Annotated in this window: 18 protein-coding genes and 1 other RNA gene; 10 read left to right on the plus strand and 9 right to left on the minus strand. The window is 66.4% G+C overall.

Annotation, left to right across the window (positions count from 1 at the left end; translation table 11 throughout):
* Positions 1–144 precede the first annotated feature (144 nt).
* Positions 145–456: a DUF2853 family protein gene (locus J2X50_RS02355; RefSeq protein ID WP_340038781.1), complete on the minus strand. Its 312-nt coding sequence runs from the start codon at positions 454–456 to the stop codon at positions 145–147.
* 169 nt (positions 457–625) lie between these two features.
* Here J2X50_RS02355 and ssrA point away from each other — a divergent pair.
* Positions 626–985, plus strand: a transfer-messenger RNA (tmRNA) gene (gene ssrA, locus J2X50_RS02360).
* A 126-nt stretch (positions 986–1,111) separates the two neighbouring features.
* Entirely contained in the window at positions 1,112–1,663 is a 552-nt protein-coding gene (locus tag J2X50_RS02365; RefSeq protein WP_429091115.1) for an AAA family ATPase, read from the plus strand.
* Here the strand turns inward: J2X50_RS02365 and J2X50_RS02370 are convergent.
* Together J2X50_RS02370 and J2X50_RS02375 are read right to left on the minus strand one after the other, a co-directional pair.
* The gene (locus J2X50_RS02370; protein WP_429091116.1) at positions 1,660–2,805 is read right to left on the minus strand and encodes a diguanylate cyclase domain-containing protein; all 1,146 of its coding nucleotides are present in this window, start codon (positions 2,803–2,805) and stop codon (positions 1,660–1,662) included. The two genes, J2X50_RS02365 and J2X50_RS02370, sit on opposite strands and share 4 nt — an antisense overlap.
* 188 nt (positions 2,806–2,993) lie before the next feature.
* On the minus strand, positions 2,994–4,199 hold the full coding sequence (locus J2X50_RS02375; protein WP_429091118.1) for a multidrug effflux MFS transporter: 1,206 nt from the start codon (positions 4,197–4,199) through the stop codon (positions 2,994–2,996).
* 165 nt (positions 4,200–4,364) lie between these two features.
* Between J2X50_RS02375 and J2X50_RS02380 the strand changes: the two genes are divergently transcribed.
* From J2X50_RS02380 to J2X50_RS02395, 4 genes are all read left to right on the plus strand, one after another.
* A complete protein-coding gene (locus tag J2X50_RS02380) occupies positions 4,365–5,024 on the plus strand; it encodes a TetR/AcrR family transcriptional regulator C-terminal domain-containing protein (RefSeq protein WP_429091119.1) in 660 nt (219 codons plus the stop codon).
* A gap of 92 nt (positions 5,025–5,116) precedes the next feature.
* Positions 5,117–5,650: an SspB family protein gene (locus J2X50_RS02385; RefSeq protein ID WP_429091120.1), complete on the plus strand. Its 534-nt coding sequence runs from the start codon at positions 5,117–5,119 to the stop codon at positions 5,648–5,650.
* A gap of 18 nt (positions 5,651–5,668) precedes the next feature.
* Entirely contained in the window at positions 5,669–5,866 is a 198-nt protein-coding gene (locus tag J2X50_RS02390; RefSeq protein ID WP_429091121.1) for a DUF4169 family protein, read from the plus strand.
* Positions 5,863–6,108 carry a ribbon-helix-helix domain-containing protein gene (locus J2X50_RS02395; protein ID WP_429091123.1) on the plus strand — a complete coding sequence of 82 codons (246 nt, stop codon included), beginning with the start codon at positions 5,863–5,865 and terminating at the stop codon, positions 6,106–6,108. The genes J2X50_RS02390 and J2X50_RS02395 overlap by 4 nt, the downstream gene beginning before the upstream one ends.
* A gap of 24 nt (positions 6,109–6,132) precedes the next feature.
* On the opposite strand, the gene J2X50_RS02400 is transcribed toward J2X50_RS02395, so the two are convergent.
* From J2X50_RS02400 to J2X50_RS02410, 3 genes are all read right to left on the minus strand, one after another.
* Positions 6,133–10,065 (minus strand): AsmA family protein, encoded by a 3,933-nt coding sequence (locus J2X50_RS02400; RefSeq protein ID WP_429091124.1) that lies wholly within the window; start codon positions 10,063–10,065, stop codon positions 6,133–6,135.
* Positions 10,066–10,237: 172 nt separating this feature from the next.
* On the minus strand, positions 10,238–10,690 hold the full coding sequence (locus J2X50_RS02405) for a GNAT family N-acetyltransferase (RefSeq protein ID WP_429091125.1): 453 nt from the start codon (positions 10,688–10,690) through the stop codon (positions 10,238–10,240).
* Between the two features lie 155 nt (positions 10,691–10,845).
* Positions 10,846–12,261 carry an FAD-binding oxidoreductase gene (locus tag J2X50_RS02410; protein WP_429091127.1) on the minus strand — a complete coding sequence of 472 codons (1,416 nt, stop codon included), beginning with the start codon at positions 12,259–12,261 and terminating at the stop codon, positions 10,846–10,848.
* Between the two features lie 117 nt (positions 12,262–12,378).
* On the opposite strand from J2X50_RS02410, the gene J2X50_RS02415 reads away from it, so the two are divergent.
* Both J2X50_RS02415 and J2X50_RS02420 read left to right on the plus strand, forming a co-directional pair.
* Positions 12,379–12,858: a thioesterase family protein gene (locus J2X50_RS02415; protein ID WP_429091129.1), complete on the plus strand. Its 480-nt coding sequence runs from the start codon at positions 12,379–12,381 to the stop codon at positions 12,856–12,858.
* 148 nt (positions 12,859–13,006) lie between these two features.
* Complete coding sequence (locus J2X50_RS02420) at positions 13,007–13,204, plus strand: hypothetical protein (RefSeq protein ID WP_429091131.1); 198 nt, start codon at positions 13,007–13,009, stop codon at positions 13,202–13,204.
* Between the two features lie 74 nt (positions 13,205–13,278).
* Here the strand turns inward: J2X50_RS02420 and J2X50_RS02425 are convergent, their stop codons facing one another.
* Positions 13,279–14,157, minus strand: a complete 879-nt coding sequence (locus J2X50_RS02425; protein WP_429091133.1) for a dienelactone hydrolase family protein — start codon at positions 14,155–14,157, stop codon at positions 13,279–13,281.
* Between the two features lie 262 nt (positions 14,158–14,419).
* Between J2X50_RS02425 and J2X50_RS02430 the strand changes: the two genes are divergently transcribed.
* Together J2X50_RS02430 and J2X50_RS02435 are read left to right on the plus strand one after the other, a co-directional pair.
* Positions 14,420–16,918 (plus strand): ATP-dependent helicase, encoded by a 2,499-nt coding sequence (locus J2X50_RS02430; protein WP_429091134.1) that lies wholly within the window; start codon positions 14,420–14,422, stop codon positions 16,916–16,918.
* 270 nt (positions 16,919–17,188) lie between these two features.
* Positions 17,189–17,380: a DUF1059 domain-containing protein gene (locus J2X50_RS02435; protein ID WP_347965048.1), complete on the plus strand. Its 192-nt coding sequence runs from the start codon at positions 17,189–17,191 to the stop codon at positions 17,378–17,380.
* Positions 17,381–17,469: 89 nt separating this feature from the next.
* Here the strand turns inward: J2X50_RS02435 and J2X50_RS02440 are convergent, their stop codons facing one another.
* Both J2X50_RS02440 and J2X50_RS02445 read right to left on the minus strand, forming a co-directional pair.
* Positions 17,470–17,769: a hypothetical protein gene (locus tag J2X50_RS02440; RefSeq protein WP_429091136.1), complete on the minus strand. Its 300-nt coding sequence runs from the start codon at positions 17,767–17,769 to the stop codon at positions 17,470–17,472.
* A 128-nt stretch (positions 17,770–17,897) separates the two neighbouring features.
* A complete protein-coding gene (locus J2X50_RS02445; RefSeq protein ID WP_429091138.1) occupies positions 17,898–18,302 on the minus strand; it encodes a low affinity iron permease family protein in 405 nt (134 codons plus the stop codon).
* Positions 18,303–18,317 lie beyond the last annotated feature (15 nt).

Raw genomic sequence — 18,317 nt, forward strand, 5'->3', positions numbered from 1 at the left:
CTGGAGGAAACGAACGCAGAGCCGTTTCCCCAGCCGCGCCCGCCGTAGCCGGCTCATGCCCGCTACAGCGACCGGACACACCGGCATTGCTGCCTGTCTGCCCGCGTCGCCGGATCAGGCGTCGGCCCGCGGCCTCGGCGCCGCTCAGAGCGCGCCGAGCTTCCCGAGTTCCTTCGCCACCAGATAGTAGAAGGTGACGCGGCTTTTGGTGTTGTCCGCCGACATCGCCTTGCAGACCTTCTCCAGCGCGCCGTCGGCCTTCTTGGCGTCCTCGACGCCGAGCTTCTTGGCGATCCAGCCGGCCTTCACGCGGTCCAGTTCCTTCTGGTCGGTACAGGAGACGAGCGACGAATCGCGATTGCGCAGTGCAATTCCCAGGTGCTTGACGATCTTGCTCACCGCCTCGTCCTTGGCGCCGGCATCGTATTTCTTCACGTCTGCAAGGTAGTCGGTCATGTAAGTCCCCTCTTAGGCGGTTGACCTCTGTTCGGATGCCCCCCGAGTTCGCCGCTGGCCATGCCTTGCGGCGGGCCGCGAGCTTCGTTTCGCGCATGGCGCGAGTCAACCCCGTGTGTTCGCGTGGACCACAATTCGATTGCGGATGGAGCGGTCGGCCTGCGGTTCCGCCCTTCCCTTTTGCGCCGGGCCTCCCTATATTCGCCCCGTCAGCTCGACTGACTATGGCAATAAACTGCCGATGAAATAAGCCATTCGGACCCGGGGGCGGTACCCGGCGCCTCCACCAAAAGCCGCCGTCCGACTGCGACGGTTTTTGCTGGGGGCGAAATAGGATCGACGAGGGTGTAAAGATCGGACTTTTGCCCGGCATTGTACCACCGTTATCGGGCTAAACTTATAGTTGCCAACGACAACTATGCGGAAGCACGTCTCGCTGCTTAATGCGGCGCGATAGCTTCAAATCAAGTCCTAGCGGTTCGCACTTCTAGGCGGGGTTCGGAGGTACCTGGCAACAGAAACCTCCACTTCTCTCCCCATCCGCTTCCCCCAATCTGCGGTTTGCCGGCCTTCGCTGGCTTTCCGATGCCGGCATTCGCCTGGTGGCGTCAGCCTGCCTGCGCACGGCCGGTCCCGTTCATTTTCGGAGACCTTCATGATCCCAGACACCGATCGTTTCCACGTGCTCACCGGCGGTCCCGGCTCGGGCAAGACGACGCTTGTCGACGCCCTCGCCGCGGCCAGCCATTCCACCATGGTCGAGGCCGGCCGGGGCATCATCCGCGATCAGATGGCGATCGACGGCCCCGCCCTGCCCTGGCGCGATCCCGCCCTCTTTGCCGAGCTGATGCTGAGTTGGGAAATGCGCTCGCACGCCATGGCCTCGGCACTGCCCGGTCCCGTTTTCTTCGACCGCGGCATGCCCGATGTCGTCGGCTACCTGCGCCTCATGGGCCTGCCGGTGCCGGCCCATGTCGAGCAGGCCGCGAGCGGCTATCGCTACGCCAAAACGGTGTTCGTCCTGCCGCATTGGCCCGAAATCTTCACCCGGGACAGCGAGAGGCGGCAGGATGAAGACGAGGCCCGCCGCACGCATGCCGGAATGGTCGAGACCTACAGGGAGTTTGGCTACGATCTGATCGAGGTGCCAAAGGCGCCGGTGCATGTGCGCCTGCGCTTCGTGCTGGAGCAATCGCAGCCGGCCTAGGCCGCGCTCGGCAGTTGCACCCCTTCGGCGAAGGTGCGGTTGCGGCCGGCGCGCTTGGCCGCATAGAGGATCTTGTCGGCTCGGGCGATGGCGTCCCACAGTCCTTCGTCCGCATGGAGTTCGGCAATGCCGAAGCTGCAGGTCACTACGAAATCGTCCGGCAACTCGGCGAAGCGCAGGCCGGCAATCTCGCGTCGCAACTGTTCAGTCAGCCTGAACGCGCCCTTGACCGTATTGGATTTGAGGCAAAGGACGAACTCCTCGCCGCCGGTACGCGCTGCGACGTCGCCGCTGCGCAGCCGGCGCCTGATGATGCCGGCGACATTCGTCAGCACCACGTCGCCGGCGGCATGCCCGAAGCGGTCGTTGATGCCCTTGAAGCGATCGATGTCGCACGCGACGATGCTCAGCGGCTTGTGCCTGCCGGCCGACAGCAGGCGCGCCTCCCGCCCCTGCAGGCCGCGGCGGTTCAGCAGCCCCGTCAGCGGGTCCGTGTCGCGCTCGGTCTTCAGCCCCCGCACGATGTCGGCACAAACGACGACCAGAAGACCCAGCCCCATGGCCGCGCCGAGCACCGACATGGTGAATTGCGCCCAGATCCAGAAGTCCGATTCAAAAAATGCATCGACATCGTCGGTCGGAACCGAGTTGCCGTCGAGCATGACGCGGACGAAGAAGGTCAGTCCGAGCCCGACCAGCAGCCAGAGCATGGCGCGGTCGATGACGCTGCCGCGCATCAGGCCGCGCAACTTCCACGCGCCATTCAGGATGATGCTGCCCATGCCGATATTGAGCGCATAGACACGGATCTGGAGGTTGTTCTCGACGTAATAGAAATAGCAGAGCACACCGACGATGGCCGCGAACCAGACGGCGTGCAGCCCAAGCGGCATCGACCGGCCCGAACGCGCGAGCACACCTTCCACCAGCAGCAGCGGACCGGCGGTGTAGAGCATGGCGGATACGATGGTGTTGTAGCCAATATCGGGCGGCCAAAGCGCAAACTGCACGATGGTGCCAAACCCGACAGCCGCAAATGCCAGAGCAAAGAACAGCAGGTGCCGGCGACGGCGCTCCAGCAGCCATATGCAGAAGAAAGTGGCCGCGAAGAGCAGCAACAGGGCGGAGGGAATGAATTTCAAGATTATCCGCGGCCTTCGGCGTCGTCGCTCTACTTCCGGTGGTCTTGGTGCAGACTTACGCGCCCTTTGTAAACAAGACGATATCAAGGCCGTATGACATGGACCGCGAGCATTGGTCCAGATGTGCAAATGCCCGCCGGATGGCGGGCATTGATATCAGGAGCCGGGCGTGGTCTGGCCCCGAAAGCTCATTCGGCCGGAACCTCGGCCACTTCCCGGCCGCGTCCCAGCGTCACCTGGGCCAGCACGAAGGCGATCACGGCCGAGGTGGTGATGCCGAAGAGCATGGGCAGCGGGGTGCCGTCGAAGAACAGGCCGGCTGTGGCCATGGCAACCGCGCCGGTGGCGAAATGCAGCGTGCCCATCAGCGCCGACGCAGTGCCGGCGATCTCGCCGTGCTCTTCCATCGCCAGCACGGAGGTGGTCGGGATGACGAGGCCGAGGAAGCCGTAGCCGATGAACAACAGCGTCGCCAGCACGTCGAGGCGGTCGACGCCCGAAGCGAAGACGGCAAGCAGCACCACCATCGTGGTGGCGTAGCCGACGACCGCTACCCGCACCACCCGCTTCAGCCCGAACCGCTCGGTCAGCAGGCCCGTCAGCTGCGACATGCCGATGAAGGCCACCGCGTTGATCGAGAAGAACACGCTGTAGACCGACGGCGACAGGCCGTAGTGGTCGATCAGGATGAAGGACGAGTTGGCGAGATAGACGAAGAAGCTGGCGATGCCGAAGCCGCCTATGAAGGTGAGGCCGAGGAAGTTGCGGTCGCCGAGCAGGAAGCGGTAGCCGACGAGCGCGCTGCGGATCGAGCTTCCGGCGCGATGTTCGGCCGGGCGTGTCTCGTTCAGCGAGGTCGCGAGCAGGATCACCGCCAGCACGGCTGCGCCCGTCACGGTCCAGAACACGGCGCGCCAGCCGAAACTCTCGATCACCAGGCTGCCGGTCAGCGGCGCCAGGATGGGCGAGACGCTGAACACCAGCATCAGCAGCGACATCAGCCTCGCAGCTTCCGTGCCGGTGTGCAGGTCGCGCACCACGGCACGCGGCACCACCATGCCCGCCGAGGCGCCCAGCCCCTGCAGGAAGCGGAAGCCGATCAGCCATTCGATGTCGGGCGCGAGTGCCGCGCCGATGCCGCCGACGGCGAAAAGCCCCAGCCCCAGATAGAGCGGCGCCTTGCGGCCGATCATGTCGGAGATCGGGCCAACGACGATCTGCGCCAGCCCCATGGACAGGAAGAACACCAGAAGGCTCATCTGCACGGCGGCGGTGCCCGCGTTGAGATCGGCGCCGATCGAGGGCAGCGCCGGAAGATACATGTCGATGGCGAACGGTCCGATGGCCGACAAAAGGCCGAGCACGACCGCTACGCGGAGGAATTGTGGTGTCATGGCGTGATTCTTTCGGTCTGGTTTCGGTCGCGGATGCCGCGACGCGCAATCCAATGACGTTCGACAACCCGCGATTCCGACTCCTCCCGAACCGGAACACCAGATTGAGTACATATTTTTAGACATACTTGTCCAAATCGTCAATCAGGCGTATATAAAATTTCCATGACACCTGCCAACGCCCCTGACATTTCCGTCCACCGCAGCCACAGCACCAAGCGGCATTCGATCATCGACGCCGCCGCGTCGGTCTTCTGTCGCGAAGGGTTCGCCGGCGCCAACATAGACCTGATCGCCGCCGAGGCGGGCGTGTCGCGCCAGACCGTCTACAATCACCATGGCGACAAGGAGAATCTGCTCGTCGCCGTCGTCCGCGAGATCACCGAGCGCATGAGTGCCGGTGTCTTCGAAACGCTCGCCACCTTCCCCGACAGGCCGGTCGACCTGGAGGCGGAACTGGTCGCCTTCGCCGTGCGGCTCAACCAGAACTGCATGTGCAATCGCGACGGAAAGTTCCTGCGCAAGCTGCTGCAGGCCGAGGGCTCTCGCTATCCCGAACTCTTCGCCGGCTGGCGCGAACACGGCCCGGCCAAGACCTGGGCAGCACTTGCTGCGCGCTTTGCGCGGCTTGCGCATGCCGGCTGGCTGGAAATCGACGATCCGGACGTCGCCGCGCGCCAGTTCCTGGCCCTCGTCAATGCCGACCTGCAGATGGCGATGATCTTCGGCGACACACTTTCGGAAGAGCAGTTGCGCCAGGCCGCGACCAACGCGGTGCGCACCTTCCTCCGCGCCTTCGGCAAGGCGCATCGGAACACCGCCTGAGCAACCCCAATAAGGCGCTATATCTGGTTTACGACGGCCTCAAGCTTGATTACAGGTAAGGGGACGATTCACTCGGACCCCCGCACCGACATATGGCCGAAGATCAGATCCGCTACGACATTCTCGCCCAGGAGGCACTGCGCGGCGTCATGCGCAAAGTCCTGGCGGAAGTCGCGCGAACGGGCCTCCCGGGGAACCATCATTTCTTCATCACCTTCATGACCGGTGCGCCGGGCGTGCGCATCTCGAGCCGCCTGCGCGAGCGCTATCCGGAGCAGATGACCATCGTCATCCAGTTCCAGTACTGGGACCTGAAGGTCACCGACACCGGCTTCGAGGTCGGTCTTTCCTTCTCCGACGTGCCGGAAAAGCTCGAGATTCCGTTCTCCGCCGTACGCGGCTTCTACGATCCCTCGGTCAATTTCGAGCTCGAGTTCGAGGTCAGGACCGAGACCGCCGACGACGAGGCGCCGGCGGCCGAGCCGGTCGCCATCTCCAAGCCGGCCGAGCCCAAGTCCGCTTCCAAGAAGAAGGCCGCGGATTCCGAGGCCAAGGAAGCGCGGGACGAGGCAGCGCCCGCCAAGAGCGCCGACGTGGTCTCGCTCGACGCGTTCCGCAAGAAGTAGCGACCGGACGAGGAGGCCATGGCCGACATCGTCAATCTCAGGCAATTCAGGAAGCAGAAGGCGCGCAGCGAGCGGGAGGCAACCGCCGAGCAGAATCGCGCGCTCCACGGACGAACCAAGGCCGAAAGGCAACGGGACCTGCTTGAGGCCGACCGCGCCGGCAAGTTCGTCGACGGCCACCGCCGCGACCCCGCCCCTGAAAAGCCCGACCGGTGAGCCTGGTCGAAAAGCGCTCGGTGACCATCCGCGGGCACCGCACCAGCTACTCGCTCGAAAAGCCCTTCCATGACGATCTCGTCGCCATCGCCGCGGCGCGCGGCATCGCCCTTGCCGCGCTGATCGCCGAAGTCGACGACCGGCGCCCGCGCGAGGCGAACCTGTCCTCCGCGCTGAGGCTATTCGTCCTCGAACAGGCCAAGCGCGCCGCGGCCGGCGCCACTCCCCCACCCAGCGAGTAGCAGGTGCCGGCAAATCGCTGGCGGCTACTGGCTTTCCAGCGATTTGAAAAACTCTTCGATGGTCTGCGGCTCGAGCTTCTTCTTGGGCAGCACCTGCGGCACGGCCGATCCGGGCGGCGTCGCCGCTTCAGGCATGTCGAGCGGTCGGACCTCGGGCAGTGGCGCACGCTCGATCTCGGGCGGCGTGGGCTGTTGTTCGGCCTCGCGCCGCGCCCCGTCCTCGGCCTCGATCCTGGCTTTTTCTTCGGCCTGCCGGGCCTGCTCCAGCGCCTGCTGGCGGGCCCGCTCCTCCGCAGCCCGGCGCTCCGCAGCCTCGGCCGCGTGAGCTTCCGCCTCGGCCTTCGCCTGGGCCGCGGCCTCAGCGGCGCGAGCCTCTTCCTCCGCCTTGCGACGCGCTTCCTCGGCGCGAGCCTTGGCCGCCTCCTGCTCGGCGCGTTTGCGCGCCTCCTCGGCCAGCCTTGCCTCCTCGGCAATGCGCTCCCGCTCGACCTGCACCGCCGCGAAATAGCGCGTTTCGCGCCGCAGCCGCTGCTTTTCGAGCAGCGCCGATTGCATCGCCTCGACGCGGGCCTGTTCCTTCTCCAGCGCCCGCTGGGTCAGGAACTGCGCCATCGGCTCGCTGTCGAAGCGCCGAACCGTCGCCCCCGGCTTGCCCTCCATCGTGAAGCGCAGCGCGGGCTCCGTCCCCGCCACCTCCTCGTCGCCGGGGGCATAGGCGATGCTGCCGCTGCCGCTCACCGTGCCGCCGCCGAGATCGGCGCGTAGGTCGGCGGTGATGCTCGCGCCCGAATTCTTCAGCGTGATCGGCGGCACGCGCAAAATGCCGCCGGCGAGCGTGAATGCCACTTCCGCGCGTTCGGCTGCAAAGATGCCCTCGCCCGCGATCTTCGGCGCGAACTCCGCCACCCGCGCGGCGTTGACGTCGCGGCCGAGCGTGTCGGCGCGCGCAATCAGCGCAGGCAGGGCATCGGGGTTGAAGCCTTGCAGCGTAATCCCGTCCACGCTCGCCGTACCGGACCCCGACAACGATGCCGCCAGTCCCCCGATCGACTTGCCGCTCGCCGACAGCGAAGCCGAGAAATCGCCCTTGCCGCCGAGGCCGGCCAGGCCGGGCATCGCCGACACATCCGATCCGTCGAGCTTCAGCTGCGCGGTGAGCAGCGCGGTACCGCCGTTGTTCTTCAGTTCGGCCTGGCCGTCGAGGTTGCCGCCGTAGAGCTTGGCCTTGAGGCCCGAGACGCGCAGCGACTGGCCGTCGAGCTTCAGCGCCAGCACCGCGTCGCTGGCCGTGACCAGTGGCTCGGCCGCAAGCGTAGCCGCGACGATCTCGAGATCGGCGCCGAACGGGGCCGTGGACTTTTGCGCAAATGGCGCCGCCGGCCAAGCGCCCTGGTCGCCGCCGTCCAGCGCGTTCGCCCCGGTCAGCATCTCGGCGAGGCGGGCAAGATCGAGTTCGTCCAGGGTCAGGGAACCGCCAAACTGCGGCACACCGTCGGCAAGGTCGACGGCGATGCTGCCGACCACCGCCCCTTCGTTGACCATTCCGTCGAGCCGGCCCAGCACGAGCGGTCCGCCGGCATAGCTGGCGTCCGCCGCGAGGTCCACGCGCGTGCCGGTCCCCAGGCCGGGAAGCGACACGCCGCCGGTCATCAGCCAGGGCTCGATGTCGGCGGCCTTCAGGGTCGCCCGGCCATTCAGGCTCGGCCCCTCCTGGCGCAGCGCCACCCTTCCCGCAAAGCTCGCGGAGACATCCTCTCCCTTGAAATTCGCGCTCACGTCGAGCCCGCTGCGGGCAGCACCATCGGCCTTGACCTCGATCTCGCCGGGGCCGACCAATCCCAGTGGCAGCACCGGCAGGCCGGCCAGCGCCAGCAGCGAGGTTGCATCCTCGTTGCGGGCGGAAAGCTCGAGCTTCGCCTGCGCCAGCCCCGCGTCGCCCGAGTACGCCGGCACGGAAAGCGTCGCGAGCAGCGCCGAGCCGCCCGCCTCGCCCTGCGCGCTGAAGGCCACGCCTGTCGTGCCGTCTCCGTTCTCGACCGCACTCGCCACGACATCGATCCGCGCATCGGTCAGCAGCCCCGGAGTTTCCGCCACCTGTTGCGCGAGCCCCGCAAGCAGCCGGTTTTCGGGCTGCTGCGCCGCAACCAGCTGCACCAGCGGCGCGAGGTCCACGGCCACCACCGAGGCGTCGAGGTTGCCGGTGGGCGCCGCCGGAAAGTCCTTGATCCTGCCTGTGGCGCTCACCGAGGCGCCCGCCAGTCCGCCTACCGTCAGCCTGTCGATCTCGAGTACGCCTTCGCGCAGGCGCAGCGCCGTGTCGACGGTGTCGGCGCGGACGCCGGCGAGGCCCACCGGCCCGGCCCGCACGGCGAGATCGAGGTCCGTGTCGGCGAAGCGGTTGACGCCCGCGTCGGTCACGAACAGGCTGGCGAAGGCGCGCAGGCCCTCGACGTCGAGTTCCCCGCCGTCGAGCTTCATGGTCACCGAGGCGCGGGCATCGCCCGGCTGCAGGCTGTCCAGCTCGCCCTTGAATTTCGCCGTGCCGAGAATCAGTTCGACGTTGTCGAACCTCTGCTGCTCGCGCGTCAGCGCCACCTTGGCCTTGAAGCCGGCGGCCGGCAGCCGCCGCACCGCCTCGTCGACGTCCCTGGCCACCCACGCCGCGAAGCCGGAGGGCTGGCCGACCGCCAGCAGGAGGTTTCCGTCGAAGCCGAAGCCGTCGCCGGTGCGCAGGAAGCCATCGGCCTCGAGCCGGGTCCGGCCCGGCAGGGTCGCCGCCACCGACTTCAGCTTCCAGCCGCCATCGCCCGGCTCGGCCGAGAGCCTGACGTCGCGCACGGTGGTGTCGCCGGTGACGATCGCCGGCAGGTCCACTTCCACCGTTCCAGGAATGGTGGGTTTCGGCAGGCCGGCCAGCACCTGCTCCAGCGCCGAGAGCCGCTGCGACACGGAAAGCGCCCCGCCCGCCTGATCGCCGCCGACGGCCTCGTCGAAGCGCACCTGCGCGCCCTTGGCGGTTATCGAAAACTTCGGCTCCGCCCCGAGGTCGACCACGGCACTGCCGTCCGCCGTATAAGGGTCGTCGAGCGGCCCGGTTTCGAAGCGGAATTCCTCGACGGCGAGCCTGGCGTGGTCCAGGGCGAACTTGCCCTTCAGCCTGAAGCCGGGATCGGCGGGTTTTGCCGGTTTCGCCTTCTGGATCTCCGCGGCCGGCCTGGCGTCGGGCTCGCTCGCCGTGACGTCGAAGCCGCCGGCATAGAGCACCCGCCCGCCAGGCGCGCTGACATTGCCGTCGCTCTCCAGCGCAAAGCCATAGCCTGCCGGCGCAGCGCGTACCCGTAGCCGCATCTGGCCATCGGCATCTGCCGCACCCGTCGATGCGGTAAGCCGCGTGGCCACGCCATCGACGCGCAAGCCACCGTCGATCCGCCAGGGGCCGGTGAGCGCCCGCGCCGACACCACCGTGTCGATCTCCGACAGCACCAGATTGCGTGCGCCGGATGCGTGCCGGATCGTTACCTGGCCGTCGGTGACCGTCAGCTTTTCGATGGCGATCTGCCTGACGTTGAATGGCGCCGACGGCCGCATCGTCCAGTCGACCGTGCCATCGGCGGCAACGTCGATGACCGCCTTCGGCCGCACCAGCCGCATGTCGAAGATGAAGAACTCGCCGCTGAGCAGCGGGGCGAGTTCGGCATCCATCGAGAAGGTCTCGACCGTCATCGCCGGTTCGGCGCCGTCGCCCACGATCACGTCGGAAAAGGTCACTGACGGAAATGGCAGGATGCGCGCCGTGACCTCGCCCTCGACGGTCACCTTGCGCCCGAGGATGACGCTCGCCTGGCGCTCGAAATCGGCCTTGTAGCCCGACCAGTCGACGAAATACGGCCCCACCAGCGCTGCGAACAGCACCAAGACGAACATTCCACCAACGATCACGAACAGGCGAGCGAGCATTGCCTCGGGGCAAATCTTTTCATTCGTCCCGGGCATCTAGCCGAGGAGCGTGGTCATTTGGTGACATGCTGGGCCGCAGCGCGTCAACGCCGCGGCTGGCATGCCCCACAAAAAGACTTTCGGCACGCTTCCGGCCATCCGGCTGCCGGCCAGGCAACCGGATGGCCGGTTGTCATGCCGGCCGGCGCATGCGGATCACTTGCAGCCGCCGCCCCTCGTCATCCTCGTCGTGCCTGAGCGTCTCGGCAAAGCCCAGCCGCCGGTAGAAGCCGACGGCGGTGTCATTGGCGGCGTAGACCTCCACCTCGAGGTCACCCTTGAGCCCCGCCGCATGGAGCACCAGCGCCTTCCCCAATCCGTGGCCATGGGCCGACGGGGTGACGAACAATCCGCCGATGAAGGCGTCGATCAGGCCGATGAAGCCCACCGGCTTGCCGTCGAGCTCGGCCACCCAGTTTTCCGCTTGCGACAGGTAGATGTCCCTGACCATCGCCTGTTGGCCGAGCAGGTCGGCCTCGGGCAGGAAGGGATGGCCGACGCGCGAAGCTTCGAGCCAAATCTCGGCCAGCCGCTCGCGGTCGGCGTCGGTATGGGCGCGGATGGTCGCGCCGTGAGCGTGTTTCATGGACTTGTCCTTGGAATATGCATTTCAGAGATGGGCACAAACGCCCGTTCGGCCCTTCGGCCGCCTCAATCTTCAGGAGATGAAGCCTCTGCGCATAAAATTCCTCGTTGGACGGCGCCGGACTAGCAAGCCGACGCCACCGGGTCAACGTCCGCCTATTCCGCCGCCGGCAGGATCTTGCCCGGGTTCATGATGCCGAGCGGATCGAGTGCGGCCTTGATCGCCCGCATCACCGCCACGCCATGCCCATGCTCGCGCTCCATCAGCCCCATCTTGCCCTGGCCGATGCCGTGCTCGCCGGTCGAGGTGCCGTCCATGGCGATCGCCCGCTCGGCCAGCCGCTTCACGAACTCCTCGGCCCGGCCGATGTCGGCCGGATCGTTCGGATCCATCAGCACCAGCGTATGGAAATTGCCGTCGCCGACATGCCCGACGATCGGCGCGATCAGCCCCAGCCGCTCGATATCGGCCTCGGTCTCGGCGATGCATTCGGCGAGCCTGGAGATCGGCACGCAGGCGTCGGTCGACAGTGCGCGGGCGCCGGGACGCAGCGTCTGCGATGCCCAATAGGCGTCGTGGCGCGCCTTCCACAGCTTCGACCGCTCCTCGGCCACCTTGGTCCACAGGAACGGCCCGCCGCCATATTCGGCCGCGATCTCGCCAAAGCTCTCCGCTTGCTCGGCAACGCCCGCATCCGAGCCGTGGAATTCGAGGAACAGGCAGGGGCTCTCGGGATAGTCGAGCTTCGAATAGGTCTTCATCGCCCGCATCTGCAAGGCGTTGACCAGCTCGATGCGTGCCACCGGGATGCCCATCTGGATCGTCGCGATCACTGCCTGGCAGGCCGCCTCGACCGTCGGGAACGGGCAAACCCCGCCCGAAATCGCCTGCGGGATGCCCTGCAGTCTGAGCGTGATCTCGGTAATGATGCCGAGCGTGCCTTCCGACCCCACCAGAAGCCGCGTCAGGTCGTAGCCTGCCGAGCTCTTGCGCGCCCGGTGCGAGGTCACCACCTCGCTGCCGTCGGCCATCACCGCCCTGAGCGACAGCACGTTCTCGCGCATCGTGCCGTAGCGCACCGCATTGGTGCCCGAGGCGCGCGTTGCCGCCATGCCGCCGAGGCTGGCATTCGCGCCCGGATCGATCGGGAAGAACAGGCCGGTGTCGCGCAGATGGTTGTTCAGCGCCTCGCGCGTCACGCCGGCCTCGACCGTGCAGTCGAGATCGTCGGCATTGACCGAGACGATCCTGTCCATCCGCGACGTGTCGACCGAAATGCCGCCGGCGGGCGCATTCACGTGGCCTTCGAGCGACGTGCCCGTGCCGAAGGCGATCACCGGCACGCGGTGCGCTGCGCAAACGCGCACGACCTCCTGCACGTCGGCGGTGCTTTCGGCGAACACCACGCCATCCGGCGCCTGGTTGGGCAGGTAGGTGGTGGTGTGGCCGTGCTGTTCGCGGATCGACTGGCCGGTCTGGAAACGCTCGCCGAACTTCTGCTTGAGGATGCCCAGCGCCGCGGCAATCCCCTCCTCGTTGCGGGCCATCGCCTTCAGGTCGCTCAGAGCCATCTTTTCCTCCGCGATTGGAACAGCCTTGCGCCTTGCCGGCACCCTATGCTCCGCTAATCTGCCAGCCCCGGCGGTTTGTCCAGCGCCACCAAAGGCCAAAGTCGAAGAGGATCACCTATGCCAGCCCCGTTCGTCTCGCGCGTCATGGAGGTCGAAAACGACTGGATCGACTACAACGGCCACATGAACATGGCCTATTACAATGTCCTGTTCGACCGCTGCTGCGACCAGGCGCTCGACCTGCTCGGCATGGGCGCTGCTTATGTCCGCGACAGGAAGCTCACCGTCTACACGGCGGAAGTGCATATCTGCTACGTGCAGGAACTGCACCGCGGCGACAAGGTCACGGCGACCTTCCACCTGCTCGACCACGACGAGAAGCGCTTCCGCGTCTACCAGGAACTGCATCATGTCGACGGCTGGCTGGCGGCGACCTCGGAAAACCTGTCGCTCCATGTCGACATGAGCGGCCCGAAGGTTGCCCCTATCCCGGCCGACATCATGGCCAACCTGGAGGCAATGCGCGCGGCCCATGCCGTACTGCCCATGCCCGAGCGCGCCGGCCGGTCGATCGGCATCAGGCGCAAGCCGGCATAGTGGCACCAGAGCCACAGGCGATTAACCTTACCTGTTCATAACCCGTATCGCAGCCGGCGGTTCGTTGATCGGCCGCCGCCTCGCCCCGAGAATCCGACGCAGCGAAGTTGAGTCGCGGCGGCGGGCACCGGACGGCTTGAGGCAAGGCATGCACACAGACATCGAAGCGACGGCCAGCAGGCTTGCCTGCGATCCGCGCATCAGCGACTACGATTTCTGGCGCTCGCTCCGAAACCTCAACAACGAGATATTCGAGATCGCCAACAACAACGGGCCGATCCCGATCGAGATGCTGCGCTGGCGCGTCATCCTGCGTCAGGCGCGTTCCAAGCGCGGCGTCGTCTGAACATTCGCCGCGCCGGGCCGCCTGGCCCGGCCGCTCGGGGGCCAATCCCATCGGCCACCCATAGCAAACGGGACCTAGCCCAGCTTCTCCTTCAAGAACCTGATCGTCCGCCCCCAGGCCAGCTCCGCCGCAGCCTTGTTGTAGCGGGCCTCCGACGTGTCGTTGTTGAAGGCGTGCTGCGCCCCTTCGTAGACGAAGATCTGGAAATCCTTGCCGGCCTTCTCAAGCGCCGCCTTGTAGGCGGCGATGCCCGCATTGATGCGCTCGTCCATGCCGGCGTAGTGCAGTAGCAGCGACGCCTTGATCCTGGAGACGGCGGCCTCGTCCCTGGGCTGGGCGCCATAATAGGCGACGCCGGCCTTGAGGTCGGGCGCATTGATGGCAAGCAGGTTGACCGTGCCGCCGCCCCAGCAGAAGCCGACGGCGCCGACATTGCCGTTGGAAAGCTCGTGCGCCTTGAGGAAGGCAACCGTCGCCACGCCGTTCGCCACCGTCTGCGCCGGATCCAGTTCGCCGAACATCTCGCGTGCCTTGTCCTCGTCGGCGGGCGTTCCGCCCAGCGGCGACAGATAATCGGGCGCGAGCGCGACGAAGCCTTCGAGCGCGATCCTGCGCGCCACGTCGCGGATATGCGGGTTCAGTCCCCGGTTCTCGTGGATGACGATGACGGCGGGCAGCTTGCCCGACTGGTCGGCGGGCCTGACGAGATAGCCCTTCATCTCGCCCGTACCGCCCGGATAGCTGATGTCCTCGCCCTTCAGCCGTGAGTCGTCCTCGGCCACCATTGCGGCTCGCGCCTGGTTGGCCGCAAGCATCGGCGCGATCGCCGCCGCCGCCGCGGCCGTCCCTGTGAGCTTGGTCAGCTTCTCCATGAAGCCGCGCCGGTCGAGCGTCAGGTGGGTATATTCGTCATAGGCGTCGATCATCGCCTGGGTGATGGCAGGTCCGGTCATGTCGCGCTCCCTGTCTTGCCTGTAACGGCAAGGAATTTAGCGCGCGAAATCTTGCCTGCTCTCACTGTTGCGTGATCCGGATGCCGGAATTGCCACGGTCGGGCGTGCCCACCCCGCGCTGGCGGCACGGTTGCGGAGCGGGTCGATCGCCCCGCATTCCCGCCCCGCTGCCGGAGGCCCGGCCGCCGACAAGCCGGGCACAAAGCGGAACAAAACAGAGACGTGGCTGGCCTTTCCGCCCCGAATCACTACATTCGGGGCAATGTCAGGTTTTCCGGACGACATGCCGTTCTTCGACGAGCCCGGTGGGATGCCACCCCGGTCCGCTGGTGCGCCTGCACCGGGCGGCATCGCCGCGCGCGCCATGGCCGCCCGCCAGGCACCGTCTGCGCCCGATTATCTCAAGGGCCTGAACCCGGAGCAGCGCCAGGCGGTCGAGACCACCGAGGGGCCCGTGCTCGTGCTCGCCGGCGCGGGCACCGGCAAGACGCGCGTGCTCACCACCCGCATCGCCCATATCCTGACAACTAGGCGCGCCTATCCCAGCCAAATCCTCGCCGTCACCTTCACCAACAAGGCCGCGCGCGAGATGAAGAGCCGCATCGGCCTGCTCATCGACGAAGCGGTCGAAGGCATGCCCTGGCTCGGCACCTTCCACTCCATCGGCGTCAAGATGCTGCGCCGCCATGCCGAGCTTGCCGGCCTGCGCTCCGACTTCACCATCCTCGACACCGACGACGTCATCCGCCTCATCAAGCAGTTGATCCAGGCCGAGGGTCTGGACGACAAGCGCTGGCCGGCGCGCCAGTTCGCCATGATGATCGACGGCTGGAAGAACAAGGGCCTCGGCCCGTCCGAGATCCCCGAGGGCGACGCACGCTCCTTCGCCAACGGCAAGGGCCGCGAGCTCTACAAGGCCTACCAGGACCGCCTGCAGACGCTGAACGCCTGCGATTTCGGCGACCTGCTGTGCCATCCGATCCGCATCTTCCGCGCCTACCCGGACGTGCTCAAGGAATACCACAAGCGCTTCAAGTACATCCTGGTCGACGAGTACCAGGACACCAACACCGCCCAGTACATGTGGCTGCGGCTGCTGGCGCAGGAAACGGGAGCCCCGGGGCAGAAGAACGTCTGCTGCGTCGGCGACGACGACCAGTCGATCTATGGCTGGCGCGGCGCAGAGGTCGACAACATCCTGCGCTTCGACAAGGATTTCCCGGGCGCCGTCGTCATCCGCCTCGAGCGCAACTACCGCTCGACGGCACATATCCTGGGCGCCGCCGCCCACCTGATCGCGCACAACGAGGGTCGCCTCGGCAAGACCCTGTTCACCGAGCAGGCCGACCCCGACGACACCAAGGTCCACGTCCACGCCGCCTGGGATTCCGAGGAGGAGGCCCGCGCCGTCGGCGAGACCATCGAGCAGCTGCAGCGCCAGAAGCACAATCTCAACGACATGGCGATCCTCGTCCGAGCCTCGTTCCAGATGCGCGAGTTCGAGGACCGCTTCGTCACGCTCGGCCTCAACTACCGCGTCATCGGCGGCCCGCGCTTCTACGAGCGCCAGGAAGTCCGCGACGCCATGGCCTATTTCCGCGTCGTCGCCCAGCCCGCCGACGACCTCGCCTTCGAGCGCATCGTCAACGTGCCCAAGCGCGGCCTCGGCGAGGCCGCTATCCGCCAGGTCCATGACACGGCGCGCGCGCTCGGCGTGCCCATGCTCCAGGCAGCCGCCCAGCTCGCCGAGAGCGACGAGCTCAAGCCCAAGCCGCGGGCGGCGCTGCGCGAGGTCGCGGCCAATTTCGAACGCTGGCAGAAGGCGCTCGACAACACCCCGCACACCGAACTCGCCGAGATCATCCTCGAGGAGAGCGGCTACACCGACATGTGGAAGAACGACCGCTCGGCCGAGGCGCCGGGCCGGCTCGAAAACCTCAAGGAGCTGATCCGCTCCATGGAGGAATACGAGTCGCTGCGTTCCTTCCTCGAACATGTCGCGCTGGTCATGGATGCCGAGCAGGACGAGCAGCTCGACGCCGTCTCGATCATGACGCTGCATTCGGCCAAGGGCCTCGAATTCGAGACCGTGTTCCTGCCCGGCTGGGAGGAAGGCCTGTTCCCGCACCAGCGCGCCCTCGACGAGGGCGGCCGCTCGGGCCTGGAAGAAGAGCGCCGCCTTGCCTATGTCGGCGTCACCCGCGCCAAGAAGAATTTGCACATCTGGTTCGTCTCCAACCGCCGCATCCACGGCCTGTGGCAGTCGACCATCCCCTCGCGCTTCCTCGACGAATTGCCCGAGGCGCATGTCGAGGTGGCGGACGCCGGCAATTCCTACGGCGGCTATGGCGGTGGCGGCCGCAATCCCTACGGCACATCACGTTTCGACGATGTCGGCCAGAAATCCTTCTCCAACACCTATGCCACGCCGGGCTGGCAGCGGGCGCAGCAGAACCGCACCGAAGCCACCGACCGCAACTGGGGCTCGCGTTCCGGCCATTCGGTCGAGCGCATCGGCTATGGCGAGACCGATTCCGGCTTCGGCGCCGGCCGCGGCTCGGTCAAGGGCCGCACCATCGAAGGCGAGCTGGTGGCAAAGTCGGTCGCCACCGAACCCTCGCGCTTCAACGTCGGCGACCGCGTCTTCCACCAGAAATTCGGCAACGGCAACATCTCGGCCATCGACGGCAACAAGCTCACCATCGACTTCGACAAGGCTGGCCAGAAGAAGGTGCTGGAGAGTTTCGTCGCGGGCGTGTGAGGGCTTCCTACCCCTCCACATATTTGTGCAGGATCGAATTGATCAGCGTCTGGTAGGGCATACCCTCTTCCGCCGCCCTCGCCTTGAGCCGCGCAAGGTCAACTCTCTCCCAGCTTTCCCGCCCAAAAGCCGGGCCCCCCCCCCCAGCTTCAGGCAGCCGCCCCTGATGCATTCGGTCAGGCCGCATCTCCTTTCATGCAGGTTGCCGTACCCGCGCCCCAAGCATAAGATTAGCGCGCGCTGATGTTGTGTCGCAAGGAGGCGAAGACGATGCGCCAATATATCGATTGCCGCGAATACCCCAGTGAAATGAAATGCTCGGTCGCCATTGCGGCCGACAATGAAGAAGAGCTGATCAACGCTGCCGTGCAGCACGCCGTGGCCGTCCATGGCGAAAAGGACACGCCCGAGTTCCGTGCCGAGGTCAGGAAGATCATCCACCCCGGAACGCCACCCGCCTGAATTCCGGGCGCCGACGCGTCGCCAGATGCGCCGGCGCTTTTGCCTTGAAGGGACCCGATCGTCCAACGCCGGAATAGCAGGCGCCGGGCCTAGCTTGCGATGCGCGTGGTCGCGCGCATCTCCTTCAGCCTTTCGGCTGCTGCGGCGGCAAGTTCGGCATATTGCTCCTCGAGCGCCTCGGCGGCGACCACGACCTCGGGCTCGAAGTCGTTGGACTCGAGCACCTGCCGCAGCCGCTCGACGAATTCGGCCTGCTGTTCGAGCGCCGCGAACAGCTTCTTCACCTGGTCGCGGCTGATGTCGGGATTTGCCAGCGTGGCCGGCACCTCGCGTGCCATCTCCGCGCCCGTCTCGGCCTGTTCGTTGAGGATCTTCAACCAGTCAGTCACGGCATGCCCACCCGTCGCGATCTTGGTCCGTAGACGGCAAAGCGTCAACCGGATGTCCGGAGCTAGGTAAAGCGGCTCGTGCCGTGACACGGTCGACAGCCTGTCGACCGTGTCACTGGCCGCGCCTCTCAGTGTGCCCTTGTTTTGGCCGCCGCATGGTCCGCCTGCCGCTCCTGCTCGTGCCGCTTCGCCGCCGCCTCGCATTTCTCGCGGATCTCTTCCACCTCCGACTCGGTCAGGTGCTCGATGCCGATCAGCGCGTTGCTGGCGCGGCCTACGCGTATCAGCTCGTCCAGCTTGGCCTGGATCGCCACGCCGTCGCGGTTCTGGGTGTTCTGGATCAGGAACACCATCAGGAAGGTTATGATGGTCGTGCCGGTGTTGATGATGAGCTGCCAGGTATCGGAAAAGGCGAAGATCGGCCCCGTCACCGCCCAGACCACGATCACCAGGCAGCAGATCATGAACGCCGACGGCATCCCGGCGGCATAGGCGACCCGGTTGGCAATGCGCGTGAACGGTCGTTCGAACATCGCGGCTTCCTCCGT

It is taken from the genome of Aminobacter sp. BE322, assembly GCF_050433525.1.
Lineage (GTDB): Bacteria > Pseudomonadota > Alphaproteobacteria > Rhizobiales > Rhizobiaceae > Aminobacter.

Bases quoted from the DNA above. Each gene is read 5' to 3' on its own strand.
- J2X50_RS02355 (WP_340038781.1), bottom strand. From the start codon at position 456: ATGACCGACTACCTTGCAGACGTGAAGAAATACGATGCCGGCGCCAAG.
- J2X50_RS02365 (WP_429091115.1), top strand. From the start codon at position 1,112: ATGATCCCAGACACCGATCGTTTCCACGTGCTCACCGGCGGTCCCGGC.
- J2X50_RS02375 (WP_429091118.1), bottom strand. From the start codon at position 4,199: ATGACACCACAATTCCTCCGCGTAGCGGTCGTGCTCGGCCTTTTGTCG.
- J2X50_RS02380 (WP_429091119.1), top strand. From the start codon at position 4,365: ATGACACCTGCCAACGCCCCTGACATTTCCGTCCACCGCAGCCACAGC.
- J2X50_RS02385 (WP_429091120.1), top strand. From the start codon at position 5,117: ATGGCCGAAGATCAGATCCGCTACGACATTCTCGCCCAGGAGGCACTG.
- J2X50_RS02390 (WP_429091121.1), top strand. From the start codon at position 5,669: ATGGCCGACATCGTCAATCTCAGGCAATTCAGGAAGCAGAAGGCGCGC.
- J2X50_RS02400 (WP_429091124.1), bottom strand. From the start codon at position 10,065: ATGCTCGCTCGCCTGTTCGTGATCGTTGGTGGAATGTTCGTCTTGGTG.
- J2X50_RS02405 (WP_429091125.1), bottom strand. From the start codon at position 10,690: ATGAAACACGCTCACGGCGCGACCATCCGCGCCCATACCGACGCCGAC.
- J2X50_RS02410 (WP_429091127.1), bottom strand. From the start codon at position 12,261: ATGGCTCTGAGCGACCTGAAGGCGATGGCCCGCAACGAGGAGGGGATT.
- J2X50_RS02415 (WP_429091129.1), top strand. From the start codon at position 12,379: ATGCCAGCCCCGTTCGTCTCGCGCGTCATGGAGGTCGAAAACGACTGG.
- J2X50_RS02420 (WP_429091131.1), top strand. From the start codon at position 13,007: ATGCACACAGACATCGAAGCGACGGCCAGCAGGCTTGCCTGCGATCCG.
- J2X50_RS02425 (WP_429091133.1), bottom strand. From the start codon at position 14,157: ATGACCGGACCTGCCATCACCCAGGCGATGATCGACGCCTATGACGAA.
- J2X50_RS02430 (WP_429091134.1), top strand. From the start codon at position 14,420: ATGTCAGGTTTTCCGGACGACATGCCGTTCTTCGACGAGCCCGGTGGG.
- J2X50_RS02435 (WP_347965048.1), top strand. From the start codon at position 17,189: ATGCGCCAATATATCGATTGCCGCGAATACCCCAGTGAAATGAAATGC.
- J2X50_RS02445 (WP_429091138.1), bottom strand. From the start codon at position 18,302: ATGTTCGAACGACCGTTCACGCGCATTGCCAACCGGGTCGCCTATGCC.